Raw genomic sequence first — 12,369 nt, 5'->3', positions numbered from 1 at the left:
TAGTTAAGGTTAAAATAATCAATACTAAGAATTCTATCACTTCACTTGACATTCAAACAGCTTTACGAAAGCCACATTCAACAATAAAATTCAAAAACACTACTGACTGAATGTTTTAAACATTTAAATAATCTCGTTTATAATGGCTATTATGAAAAATCACACAATAAACTATGCGCAAATACCGATGCAGTCGGTAGGACCCTTCAAACTCACAGGGGATTTGATTACTGACAATCTCATGGTTCCAATGGCCACCTACGAGACTCCTTTATGGCCCTCAGTTGCGCGCGGAGCACGAACCACAGCTCACGCTGGCGGGATTCGCGTGACCCTGATAGATGAACGGATGACACGCTCAATACTCTTACAGGCTGATCATGCCGGTGAAGCATTACGTTGCATGCGTGCACTAAAAGCCCAGCAGCCAGACATGCAATCAATCGTCAATCAAACCAGTCGATTTGCCAAGCTGATAGACACTCATTTCCAAATTATTGGCAACCTCATCTATCTTCGCTTTGAATTTACCACCGGAGACGCATCTGGACACAACATGGTGACCCAGGCAGCAGACACCCTGTTTCCATGGATACTGCAACAATTTCCTACACTCAGCTATGTTTCCATATCGGGCAACTTCTGCACAGATAAAAAAGTCTCTGCTGTCAATGGCATCTTAGGACGCGGTAAAAACGTAGTTTGCGAAACAATAATTTCGGCCAAGCTCTGTCAACGCTTTCTTAAAACCACACCACAGGCCTTGGTTGATCTGCACATCAAAAAAGATCTAATAGGCTCTATTGTTTCAGGGGGACTGCGCACAGCCAATGCCCACGTTGCCAATATGCTGCTTGGTTTCTATCTGGCTACAGGCCAAGATGCGGCCAATATAGTAGAAGGCTCGCAAGCGATTAATCATGCGGAAGTCACGCCAGAAGGTCACCTTTATTTCTCAACCACCCTGCCAAATTTAATTGTTGGAACAGTCGGCAATGGCAAAGGGTTGGACTTTGTGCAACAAAACCTTGAACAACTTGGCTGCAACGACCCGCAAGCCAAACCTGGCGACAATGCGCGCCGTTTAGCGTGTATTGCCGGCGCTACTGCACTTTGTGGAGAGTTATCCCTTTTGGCCGCGCAAACAAACCCGGGTGAGCTTATGTCTGCACACTTAAAACTAGAACGCTCACACCGTGACTAAAAACCATTCAATAACACAACGTAAGCAGGACCATATTGACTTCCTGCTATCCGACCCATTAATCGAGCGCAATCAACGTGATTTTGACCTTATCCAATTAACCCACCGCGCTCTTCCCGAGCTTGATTTTGCTTCGGTTAACTCCAAATTATCCTTGTTTAGTAAAACACTCGACTTCCCGCTACTGATTTCGTCTATGACCGGTGGGGCTGCAGAAAACTTGGGGCAAATAAATCGCCACCTTGCCGAAGCCGCTGAACACTGCCAGGTAGCCTTAGCGGTAGGGTCACAGCGCGCCATGATTGAAGACACATCTGCTCGCCGCAGCTTCGATTTACGTCAATATGCGCCATCCATTCCACTACTCGCCAATATCGGTGCCGTTCAGTTAAACACCGGCTATGGTTTTGAACAGGCCAGAATTGCAATTGATTGTTTGCAAGCCGATGCCTTAATTTTACACCTCAACCCATTACAGGAACTTATTCAACCCGAGGGAGATCGTAATTTTGCCGGATTAGCGGATAAAATTCACCAACTATCACAAAAACTGGATATTCCCATTATTCTAAAAGAGGTTGGCTGTGGTTTATCCTCGGCAGATATCGAACTGGGCTTATCGGCAGGCATTCGATATTTCGACCTCGCTGGACGCGGAGGCACTTCCTGGAGCCGAATTGAAGCACACAGGGCTGAGTCTGATCTTGGCCTGGTTTTTCAAGACTGGGGCTTAACAACCTGTCAAGCCTTGAACGCGGCCCGTCCCTATCAAGATCAGGCACGTTTTTTTGCCTCCGGTGGAATTCGTAATGGCATTGATATGGTTAAATCAGTTATAATGGGCGGCTATGTTTGTGGCATTGCTGCACCGCTATTGCGTCCGGCCATGCTTTCAAGCTCAGCGGTTATAGATAAAATTCAACACCTGAAACAAGAATTTCAATTGGCTCAATTCCTTGTTGGGGCAGCCAATATAGAGTCGCTTTTTTTAAACGATGCGCTGATTTTACGCGCACCAAGCGGAAGACAAGTCTATTCATGAAAGTCGGCATTGACCTTATTCACTTTGCTACCTCAGATTTTTACCTGGGGTTGGATTTGTTTGCAACAGAAAAAAAACAAGATGTTAACAAGTATCTAGTTGGGATTGGTCAAGAAAAAATGTCTATTGCCCCGCCGGATGAAGATATCGTCACACTTTCGGCCAAGGCCGCAGAACCTATTTTGCAACAAATTGATCGTCAGAAAATTACAGCCGTATTGTTTGCAACGGAATCTGGGGTTGATCAATCAAAGTCAGCCGGAGCATTTGTTCACAGCCTACTAAACCTACCTCATCGCTGCCGTGTAATCGAACTCAAACATGCCTGCTATGCCGGTGCCGCTGCGCTACAAATGGCCGTAACCATGGTCAAAGCGAATCCGAAAGAACAAGTACTTGTTATCGCTGCGGATATTGCCCGCTATGACCTAGACACCTCTGGCGAAGCCACCCAAGGTTGTGGAGCGGTGGCGATGTTGATCCGACAAAACCCGCGAATTCTCGAAATTGAACCAGGCTCTGGCTACTATACCGAAGATGTAATGGACTTTTGGCGCCCGAACCACCGAGAAACCGCGCTGGTTGATGGTAAATATTCAACCAAAGTTTACCTTAACAGCCTAAAACATGCTTGGACACACTTTTCAGAAGAAACTGGGCATGAGTTTGCAAATATCGATCAATTTTGCTACCACATCCCCTTTACGAAAATGGCAGAAAAGGCTCATAAACAGCTTGTTAAACTCACACAAACGCAACAACCTGAATCTTTGACCCTTGAACAAATTCGTCCAAGTCAAATTTATAACCGCGTAATAGGTAATAGCTACAGCGCTTCGTTATTTATTGGTTTTTGCTCATTACTTGATCACAGTGAAAAACTGGATCACCAAAGAATCGGTTTCTTTAGCTATGGTTCGGGCTGTGTTGCCGAGTTTTTCAGCGGTATTATACAGCCGGGCTACCAAGTACAGCTTATGACAACCAGTCACCAAAAACAGATCGCTGAGCGCAAACCTCTAACCTATCAACAATACCTAACCTTTTACCACCAAACAGAACCTAACCAACAAAACATTGATTTCCCAGTCTATCATCAAGGCCCATTCAGACTTGTTGGCATTCAAGACCACAAACGCTGCTATCGTAAAACCCAGGATTAAAACATGGCACTGCATTGTAGAGTGCCATCGAAACTAATAGTGAGCGGTGAACATGCTGTCGTCTATGGGCAACCTGCACTCAGTATGGCGATTGACCTGCAAACCTACTGCGAAATAACCAGCCATTCCTCAAACAACCCAAGCATTCGCATCCAATTGCCTGACTATGCACTAGATAAAACCTATCACTTTGAGCAGGCCTGGCTTAGAGCAATGCAATTGGAACAAAGCTACCAAGATTATCTGGCTGGACAGAAAAGCATCAATCAAGTATGTGATTCTGCGCTCGATATCCCCTTGCTCTGCTGCGCTTTTTTTAATCAAAAACACGGGTTAAAACCTGGAGAATGGCAGATAAAGCTGTGTTCAGAATCCTGGCGCGGGCGCGGGCTTGGTAGTTCCGCGGCCATTATTGTCAGCCTACTCTCAGCCCTTTATCAATCCCATCCTAAAGCCGAAAAAGATCAACTCCTCGGACTAGCCCAAAAAGTTGAAAACTATCAGCATGGTCGGTCCAGCGGAATCGACCCAACCACCCTGGCCACAGGGGGGCTGATACGTTATCAACTCAATGAGCCTTTACAATCCCTCGACGTTAATCTAAAGCATGCTTGGATAATCGACACGGGCCAACCTGACAGCAGCACAGGGCAATGCGTTGATTTGGTAAAAAAACATTTCGGCCAAGACACCAAACTTTGGCAAGCTTTCGGACAGTGTACCGATCAACTCCAGCAGGCCTGGTTATCGCAAAACACCGATTTATTTTTTCACCAACTGGAAGTTAATCAACATCTTCTAACCCAGCTAGGTGTCGTGCCTAACAAAGTCCAAAAGTTTATCCAGCAATTAACGCAACCAGGTCTGGTTGTCAAATTGTGTGGTGCAGGCGCAGTAACTGGCGATAAAGCAGGTGTGTTAATGGCTATTGCCAATCCTGGCTTATGTAAAGATGCTGAAACCAAGCTCCAAAGTTTATGCCAAGCATCAGGCTATGCCTTTAAAAAAATCAAACTGGTTAAACAAGCAATCCGATGTCAATCAATGACCTAACCTCATTTAAAAGTAGTGCACCTGCCAATACCATGCTGATGGGTGAACACAGTGTGGTTTACGGTCAACCGGCATTGGTAGCGGCTCTCACTCCAAGAATTGAGATTGAATGGTTGCCACGTTCAGATCAACAGATTGAAATTCAATCTGCCTTGGCTCATTACCTCAGTCCAATCAACCCTTTAAACCCGCACCCAAACTTGCGCTTTATTATTGAAACCATCCGATTATTTTCAACACAACTCCAACACGGCTGGACGCTAAAGGTTCACAGTGAATTCCCTGCTGATTGGGGGCTAGGCAGTTCCGCTGCAGTTCTGGCCGCGACCTTAATAGGGTTAGAAAACATTACCAACCAAACCCTAACCCCTTGGCAAAGATTTAAGCTCGGCCACAGTATTATCCTTAAGATTCAAGGCAGAGGCTCTGGTGCGGATTTAGCGGCCAGCCTTATGGGCGGCTGCGTTTATTTTGATCCAATAAACCAAACCCTAAAATCACTGCCAGTTGAGCAGACGTTAAGCCTTGTTTATAGCGGCTATAAAACCCCGACGGCTGAAGTGCTGAACTGGGTGGCCGAACAATGGAAAGATCGCCCCAACGGATTACAACAACTTTACCAAGACATGGGAGCCATAACCCGCAAAAGCTACCAAGCACTTAGTGAACAAAACTGGCCCCAGTTTTACCAACAGGTTGCCCAGTATCAACAATACATGGTTGAACTAGGTGTCAGCGATCCACGATTAGACCAGCTATGCGAAGCCGTTAACCAACAACTCCCAGCCGCAAAAATATCCGGTTCAGGGCTTGGAGACTGTATTATAGGTTTTGGTCAACTGGATAATTTTGAGCAAGCTCCGCTACTAAAGACCAAAATAAGCCCTATCGGTGCACTATGCACTCAAATGGAGAAACCATCATGTTAAGCCGACAGGCCATTATTAAACAGATCATTCCCCACCTTCAGCCTAACAAAAAAATCGGCAAGGGTTGTGCCGACGTAAATATTGCGCTTAGTAAATACTGGGGAAAACGTCAGGTAGAACTGAATCTGCCAACAAACTCCAGTTTATCCGTCAGTTTACCCGGCCTAGGCACCCAAACGGAATTATCTTTAGTAGCGGGCACTGAGCACCAGACCTGGTTAAACCACCAGCAACTAGATACACACAACCCTTTCAGCCAAAGACTTGCTGATTACCTTACCCCCTTCTGCCCAGCTGGACTCGTCTTTAACATACGAACCCATAACACCGTACCTACCGCCGCTGGCTTAGCTTCCTCCGCTTCTGGCTATGCAGCACTGGTGCTGGCGTTAAATGATCTATTTGATTGGCAACTAAGCGATCAGCATTTGTCGATTCTTGCTCGAATCGGCAGTGGAAGTGCAAGCCGATCAATTTATAACGGCTTCTCAATTTGGCACAAGGGTACTGCAGAAAATGGCATGGACAGCTATGCTGAACACATTGATCAAACCTGGCCTGCGCTTTGTATTGGCCTAGTTAAAGTCAATATTGAACAAAAACCTATTGGCTCAACCGCCGGAATGCAACAAACCGTTAAACATTGTGACCTATACCAGGCCTGGCCAAATCAAGCAGAACGTCAAGTTCAACAAATACACCAAGCCATTCAACAGCGTGATTTTAGTCAACTTGGCCAACTTACTGAACATAACGCCCTATCGATGCATGCAACCATGCTGGCTACCTGGCCTCCAATTTTATATTGGCAGGCGGAATCTATAATAGCCATGCAGCAAGTTTGGCAGTTAAGACACCAAGGCATTGAGGTTTATTTCACAATGGATGCAGGCCCTAACTTAAAATTGCTATTTTTAGAGGACAATAAAAAGGCGGTCGAAACCGCCTTTGATGGACTTGAGATCATTCAACCATTTAAAAAATCAACCGCTACTTAACTACCTTAAGCGTAGCGCGTTTTTTAGGCTTATCATCCGACAGCGGAGCTGCATCCTCGGTCGGATAAGGCTCTGGAGGAAACGGCATTCCTTGGCCGTTTTCACGCGCAAATACGGCTAAAACCGCCTGAGGTGGAAAGCTAATTTTACGCTCTACCCCCTGGAAGCGCGCACGAAAACAAATTTGATCATTCGCCATATCCAAAGCTTGCACCGCAGTAGGTGACGCATTCAAAACAATCACGCCCTCATTAACAAACTCCTGAGGCACATCCGCAAACGGATGATTAGCATCCACTTGAAAGTGCGGTGTCCAATCATTGTCAACGATCCACTGATAGATCGCACGAACTAAATAAGGTCTGTTAGAAATCATAATTAACTCTAGGCATCATTCATATCCAGCTCATCATCCGACAAGCTCTCGTTAAACATTTCGCGCTCAAGCAAACGGTTAGAATAATCAATAATTGCCTTTGCCGACTTAGGAAGCTCAATACCCAATGAAGGCAAACGCCATAAGAGCACGGCTAAACTCGCATCAACCAAAGTGTAATCATCACTCATAAAAAAGTCTTTATGAGCAAAAACCGGAATCATCTGAATTAAGCGTTCAGTCAAATCACGACGGGCTCGCTTAACCGCATCAGCATCCTCATTTCTCACAATGGTTTCGACCAACGGATACCATTCGACTTCAATCTGGCGTAATTGCTGGCGCGAACGGGCTTTTGAAATCGGATCAACCGACATTAATGGCGGATGAGGATAACGCTCATCCAAATACTCAATAATGACCTGAGTATCATGCAAAATCAATTCACGGTCAACCAGCGTTGGCAAAGTGCCATAAGGGTTGAGTTCCAGTAAATCTTCAGGCATCACCCCTGGATCCACTTCTATCACATCCATTGGAATATCTTTCTCTTTTGCCACCAAACGTACCCGATGTGAATTAGGGCTACGCGGATCTGAAAACAGGGTCATCACTGAACGCTTGGTTAATGGAATATCTGACATGACTAGGCTCCTCGTTAGGCCACAAAACATTTAAATAGAAGTATTATACTACCCTTGTCAAGTAGATGAAGGCTACAGAAAATACATAAAAGGCACTTACTTAAACATCTTTATAAAAAAAGCGCTATAATTTAAACTTTAATTCATTAAATTGCATATAGAGACCTAAGATATGGCCCAATCAAATAGCAAATATGTCACCACGACAGAAGCCTGCAAACTTATAGGGGTTTCTAAAACCGTCATTAAACGCTTAGCTGACGAAGGCATTTTACAAATTTGGCGGACACCAGGCGGACACCGCCGCTTATTGAGATCCTCCGTTGACGAATATATTATGCAAAACGGAAAAGAGCGGGCCAATGAAGACGATGATCGCCTCAAAATTCTGGTGGTCGATGATGACAAGGTATCTCAAGACCTAATTAAGAGTATTGTTCAAACTCTAGACTTTCCGGTTAAAGTTTACACAGCAAGCGATGGGTTTGAGGGTTTAATGCAAGCCGGTCGTAATATTCCAGATTTTATTTTTGCTGATCTTATTATGCCGCAAATGGATGGATATAGCATGGTACATGCTTTACGCAACTTTGAATCAACCAAAGAAGCGACCATTATGATCATGACAGGTGAAAAACCTCAAAATATAGATCGTGACAAGCTTCCAAAAGATATCACTGTGATATCTAAACCTGTCCAACCAGATATTCTAAAACAATTCCTAACTTACGAATATAACTTAAAACGCAGTTAAATTTAGCAGGTAGTCATAACTCATGACTACCTAAAGCCGAGTTATGCCATTAGGCTTAAAAAGCCTATCAAATACAACACAATACATCACAACAAGCAAATTGTTATCAAATCCTATGAATCAAACGCTAAGCCAGCACACCCCAATGATGCAACAGTATTTAAAAATCAAAGCCGACCACCCGGATCGTTTAGTGTTTTACCGGATGGGAGATTTTTACGAACTGTTTTATGATGACGCGGTCAAAGCCGCCAAGCTGCTGGATATAACCCTCACCGCCCGCGGACAATCCGCAGGAAAACCGATTCCAATGGCCGGCATTCCGCATCACAGTGCCGAAGGTTACCTTGCAAAATTAGTCAAGATGGGCGAATCGGTCGCCATTTGTGAACAGGTGGGCGATGCGACTGGCAAAGGCCCTGTGGAACGTAAAGTCGTGCGGGTACTCACCCCCGGCACCCTCACCGATGAAGCCCTGCTAGAGGCCAACCAAGAAAACCTATTAGCGGCCTGCTACCAAAATGAAAACAGCTATGCCCTGGCCTATTTAGATGTTGCCGGCGGGCGTTTTGAAGGCTGTCAATTTGAAACCCTACAAAACCTGCTGGATGAAATTAAACGTCTGCAACCGGCTGAACTAATTGTCGCCGACCATGAACCCCTAAGCGAAACCCTAAAAAACCAACCAGGCCTGGTTAGACTGCCGGTTTGGCATTTTGATGCCGATACGGGGCGCAGCAGAATGACCGAACAACTCAAAACCCAAGACCTGACTGCCTTTGGCTGCCAAGACAAGCCCACCCTAATTAGCGCTTGCGGTGCGCTGTTGTATTATGCGCAAACCATGTTACAAAACCCGCTCAATCAAGTGCAGTGCTTCCACAGTTATAGCACCGACGACACGCTGATTGTCGATGCGATGAGTCGTCGCAATTTAGAACTCGATACCAACCTCACTGGCGGCCACCATAACACCCTACTCAGTCTGCTTGATGACTGCGCCACACCGATGGGTAGCCGCTTACTCAAACGCTGGTTATTAATGCCATTGCGCGATACGCGCTTGATAAATCAGCGACTTGATATTATTGACGACCTGCTACAACAAGACCACTTTCCAACACTAAAACGCCAACTTAAACCGATTGGCGATTTGGAGCGTATTCTAAGCCGCGTGGCGCTGCTGTCGGCACGCCCACGCGATCTTTTACAGCTTGGACGCGCACTTAATCAACTACCAACCTTACATGAAACCCTAAGCCAATCTGAACAGGATGGTTTAATTACACTGGCGCAACAGATCCAACTTTTCCCTGAACTCGCGGATGAGCTTGAACGCGCGATTATTGACAACCCGCCGATGCTACTACGCGATGGAGGGATATTTAAAACCGGTTACGATAACGAACTCGACCAACTGAACAATCTTAAAAACGAAGCCGGTCAATTTCTCCTCGACCTTGAGCAACGCGAACGCGAGCGCACCGGCATTTCCAGCCTAAAAGTCGGCTACAACCGGGTGCATGGCTACTACCTTGAAGTCAGTAAACTGCAAAGCGAACAGGTGCCGCTCGACTATGTGCGTCGCCAAACCTTAAAAGGTGCCGAACGCTATATCATCCCTGAACTTAAAAGCTTTGAAGACCAGGTACTCAGCGCCGGTGATAAAGCCTTGGCGCGTGAAAAACAGCTTTACCAAACGCTATTGGAAAAGCTCAATCAATCAATCAAACCCCTCCAAGCTTGCTCCGAGGCCTTGGCCCAACTGGATGTGCTGGTCAACCTGACGCAAAAGGCACAACAGCATCAACTTTGTCGCCCACAGCTGCGTTCAGAACCAGGCCTGGTGATCAAACAAGGGCGTCATTTAACGGTCGAAGCCCTCAGTGATGCCCCCTTTATTCCAAATGATGCCGTGTTTAATCACGACAGCCGATTACAAATCATCACCGGCCCGAACATGGGCGGTAAGTCCACCTTTATGCGCCAAACCGCACTGATTGCGATTCTGGCGCACATTGGCAGTTTCGTGCCGGCTGAAGCGGTCGAAATCGGGCCAATTGACCGGATTTTTACCCGCATCGGTGCCTCCGATGACCTGACCAGCGGGCGCTCAACCTTTATGGTTGAAATGACCGAAACCGCGCACATTCTGCATCATGCCAGCCAGCATTCATTGATTCTAATGGATGAAATTGGGCGCGGCACCTCGACCTATGATGGTCTCTCGCTCGCTTGGGCGATTGCCGAGCACCTCGCAGAACAGATCAAAGGCTTTTGCTTATTTGCCACCCATTATTTTGAATTGACCGAACTCAGCGAACGTTACAAAAACACCGTCAATATTCACCTCAATGCAATTGAGCATCAAGATAAAATCGTGTTTTTGCATCAGGTACAACCCGGTGCGGCTTCAAAAAGTTACGGCCTGCAAGTCGCCAGTTTAGCCGGTGTGCCGCAAAGCGTGATTCAACGCGCAAAAGCGATTTTGCATGACCTAGAAACTAAAACTGACGCCACAAGCACCGCACCAAAACCCAACGCTTCAAGCCGTCAACAGGTTAAAGAACCCGAAATGCAGTTCGACCTCTTTAATTCTGCCGATCCCCACCCCATAGTATTAGCACTTGATAAAATTACGCCAGACGACTTAACGCCAAAACAAGCGCTGGATTTGATTTATCAACTAAAAACTTTACGCTAACTTACGCTTAACTGAATAGGAAAACACCATGAGCCAAGCTTTAATTGCCGACGTGAATGCCAGCAACTTTCAACAAGTTGTGATTGACAACTCTCATCACCTACCGGTACTGGTTGATTTTTGGGCACCTTGGTGCGGGCCGTGTAAATCCGTGATGCCGATTCTTGAAAAACTTGCGAATGAATTTGCCGGTTTGTTTTTACTCGCAAAAATTAATATTGACGAGAACGATGAATTGGCCAACCAATTTGCGGTGCGCTCTGTACCGACCTTCCGGCTTTTCAAAAATGGTCAATCGGTGGCCGAACTTACCGGTGGCCTACCGGAAGCGGAGTTCCGCAAACTGCTAGAAGCCCATATTGAACGGCCATCCGACAGCTTACGTGCGCAAGCACAACAAGCCTTTGACCAAGGCGAACTTAACCAAGCGGTCGGACTATTACGAGAAGCCGCGGAACTGGATCCAAGCAACTATAAGGTTCAACTTGATCTAGTTCAAATGTACCTACAAACCGGCCAACTTGAAGATGCCACTAAACTTTTCAACCAACTTCCAACCGAAGCCCAAACTGCGCCTGAAGCAAAAAGCGTGATGGGGATTATTAGTTTTGCACAAGCGGTCGCCGAGGGCGAAGATATCAGCGTGATTCAAGCAAAACTCAAAGACAATCCTGACGATGTGACTGCGCTCTATGGTTTAGCCTGCTTTTTAGCCCTGCATAGTGAATATGAAAAAGCGATGCAAGCTTTTCTGAAAGTGTTTATGCTGGATCGTGATTACCAAGAGGGTGGCGCACGCAAAAACTTAATTAAACTTTTCGATATGTTAGCGGTGAGCGAAGCGGAACTGGTGAAAACCTATCGACGTAAATTCCAAAGTTTACTCTATTAATGCGCGATTAGGCTTAAAAGCTTTTGTTACAATTCTTCCGATATAAGAAAACGCTGATTTAATGTGGACATAGGCCACATCCAAAAAGAGGTTTAACATGAAAAAAACGCTATTAACGGCCATAACCCTTTCACTTGGGCTAAGCGCTTCAACAATGGGCTTTGCAACACCTCAAGGGGCAATCACGCCTCTGCCAGATGATCTTAGCAAAACTCGACCTATTGAACTCTGTGCAGTTTACGCTGAACACAACGAAGCTGACCAAAAGCGCATTTTTGACCGCTTGGATTCACTAAATTTACTGAGCCATAAAGACTATGACCTGGTAAAAGAAAAACGTATAGAAACAGGGTCAACCATGTGTGGTATGTACATGGGATTAGGCAAACCACTTGATGAGCAGGGTATGCAAATTCGACCGATGGTTTACAAGGTCGTACATATTTATCCAGATCAATATGTCGTGACCCAAAGTGGCGTAGTGATGGAAATTCATGAACGCATAGAAAGCCAATTACCTCCTACTTTACACCAACCTATGCCTGATGTAGTTCCACCACCGCTACCACCGCGCACGCGTTAAAATCAATACAATCAGCTTTCACAGTTT

12 protein-coding genes are annotated in these 12,369 nt (G+C 45.8%); 10 read left to right on the top strand and 2 right to left on the bottom strand.

The window, feature by feature from the left end:
* Positions 1-151 precede the first annotated feature (151 nt).
* The 6 genes from JX580_RS02695 to mvaD are packed head-to-tail and all read left to right on the top strand — an operon-like array spanning position 152 to position 6,389.
* Complete coding sequence (locus JX580_RS02695; RefSeq protein ID WP_248851263.1) at positions 152-1,204, top strand: hydroxymethylglutaryl-CoA reductase; 1,053 nt, start codon at positions 152-154, stop codon at positions 1,202-1,204.
* A complete protein-coding gene (gene fni, locus JX580_RS02690) occupies positions 1,197-2,246 on the top strand; it encodes a type 2 isopentenyl-diphosphate Delta-isomerase (protein WP_248851262.1) in 1,050 nt (349 codons plus the stop codon). Before JX580_RS02695 ends, fni begins: the two co-directional genes overlap by 8 nt.
* A complete protein-coding gene (locus JX580_RS02685) occupies positions 2,243-3,409 on the top strand; it encodes a hydroxymethylglutaryl-CoA synthase (protein WP_248851261.1) in 1,167 nt (388 codons plus the stop codon). The genes fni and JX580_RS02685 overlap by 4 nt, the downstream gene beginning before the upstream one ends.
* 3 nt (positions 3,410-3,412) lie before the next feature.
* On the top strand, positions 3,413-4,462 hold the full coding sequence (locus JX580_RS02680) for a mevalonate kinase family protein (protein ID WP_248851260.1): 1,050 nt from the start codon (positions 3,413-3,415) through the stop codon (positions 4,460-4,462).
* A complete protein-coding gene (locus JX580_RS02675) occupies positions 4,444-5,391 on the top strand; it encodes a mevalonate kinase family protein (protein WP_248851259.1) in 948 nt (315 codons plus the stop codon). The genes JX580_RS02680 and JX580_RS02675 overlap by 19 nt, the downstream gene beginning before the upstream one ends.
* A complete protein-coding gene (mvaD, locus tag JX580_RS02670; RefSeq protein ID WP_248851258.1) occupies positions 5,385-6,389 on the top strand; it encodes a diphosphomevalonate decarboxylase in 1,005 nt (334 codons plus the stop codon). The genes JX580_RS02675 and mvaD overlap by 7 nt, the downstream gene beginning before the upstream one ends.
* Here the strand turns inward: mvaD and JX580_RS02665 are convergent.
* Entirely contained in the window at positions 6,382-6,765 is a 384-nt protein-coding gene (locus tag JX580_RS02665; RefSeq protein WP_248851257.1) for a ClpXP protease specificity-enhancing factor, read from the bottom strand. The two genes, mvaD and JX580_RS02665, sit on opposite strands and share 8 nt — an antisense overlap.
* 8 nt (positions 6,766-6,773) lie before the next feature.
* Complete coding sequence (locus JX580_RS02660) at positions 6,774-7,409, bottom strand: glutathione S-transferase N-terminal domain-containing protein (RefSeq protein ID WP_248851256.1); 636 nt, start codon at positions 7,407-7,409, stop codon at positions 6,774-6,776.
* Between the two features lie 172 nt (positions 7,410-7,581).
* Between JX580_RS02660 and JX580_RS02655 the strand changes: the two genes are divergently transcribed.
* The 4 genes from JX580_RS02655 (at position 7,582) to JX580_RS02640 (ending at position 12,342) form a co-directional block, all read left to right on the top strand.
* Positions 7,582-8,163 carry a response regulator gene (locus tag JX580_RS02655; protein ID WP_248851255.1) on the top strand — a complete coding sequence of 194 codons (582 nt, stop codon included), beginning with the start codon at positions 7,582-7,584 and terminating at the stop codon, positions 8,161-8,163.
* A gap of 115 nt (positions 8,164-8,278) precedes the next feature.
* A complete protein-coding gene (gene mutS / locus JX580_RS02650) occupies positions 8,279-10,867 on the top strand; it encodes a DNA mismatch repair protein MutS (RefSeq protein WP_248851254.1) in 2,589 nt (862 codons plus the stop codon).
* Positions 10,868-10,895: 28 nt separating this feature from the next.
* Positions 10,896-11,759, top strand: coding sequence for a thioredoxin (gene trxA, locus JX580_RS02645; RefSeq protein ID WP_248851253.1), 864 nt, complete (start codon positions 10,896-10,898; stop codon positions 11,757-11,759).
* A gap of 97 nt (positions 11,760-11,856) precedes the next feature.
* On the top strand, positions 11,857-12,342 hold the full coding sequence (locus tag JX580_RS02640; RefSeq protein WP_248851252.1) for a hypothetical protein: 486 nt from the start codon (positions 11,857-11,859) through the stop codon (positions 12,340-12,342).
* The last annotated feature ends 27 nt before the right edge of the window (positions 12,343-12,369 follow it).

The sequence above is a fragment of the Thiomicrospira microaerophila genome (assembly GCF_023278225.1).
Lineage (GTDB): Bacteria > Pseudomonadota > Gammaproteobacteria > Thiomicrospirales > Thiomicrospiraceae > Thiomicrospira > Thiomicrospira microaerophila_A.
This window is presented reverse-complemented; position numbering and strand designations above follow the sequence as displayed.

Bases quoted from the DNA above. Each gene is read 5' to 3' on its own strand.
- JX580_RS02640 (WP_248851252.1), top strand. From the start codon at position 11,857: ATGAAAAAAACGCTATTAACGGCCATAACCCTTTCACTTGGGCTAAGC.
- JX580_RS02695 (WP_248851263.1), top strand. From the start codon at position 152: ATGAAAAATCACACAATAAACTATGCGCAAATACCGATGCAGTCGGTA.
- JX580_RS02680 (WP_248851260.1), top strand. From the start codon at position 3,413: ATGGCACTGCATTGTAGAGTGCCATCGAAACTAATAGTGAGCGGTGAA.
- mutS (WP_248851254.1), top strand. From the start codon at position 8,279: ATGAATCAAACGCTAAGCCAGCACACCCCAATGATGCAACAGTATTTA.
- JX580_RS02685 (WP_248851261.1), top strand. From the start codon at position 2,243: ATGAAAGTCGGCATTGACCTTATTCACTTTGCTACCTCAGATTTTTAC.
- JX580_RS02665 (WP_248851257.1), bottom strand. From the start codon at position 6,765: ATGATTTCTAACAGACCTTATTTAGTTCGTGCGATCTATCAGTGGATC.
- JX580_RS02675 (WP_248851259.1), top strand. From the start codon at position 4,444: ATGTCAATCAATGACCTAACCTCATTTAAAAGTAGTGCACCTGCCAAT.
- trxA (WP_248851253.1), top strand. From the start codon at position 10,896: ATGAGCCAAGCTTTAATTGCCGACGTGAATGCCAGCAACTTTCAACAA.
- mvaD (WP_248851258.1), top strand. From the start codon at position 5,385: ATGTTAAGCCGACAGGCCATTATTAAACAGATCATTCCCCACCTTCAG.
- JX580_RS02655 (WP_248851255.1), top strand. From the start codon at position 7,582: ATGGCCCAATCAAATAGCAAATATGTCACCACGACAGAAGCCTGCAAA.
- JX580_RS02660 (WP_248851256.1), bottom strand. From the start codon at position 7,409: ATGTCAGATATTCCATTAACCAAGCGTTCAGTGATGACCCTGTTTTCA.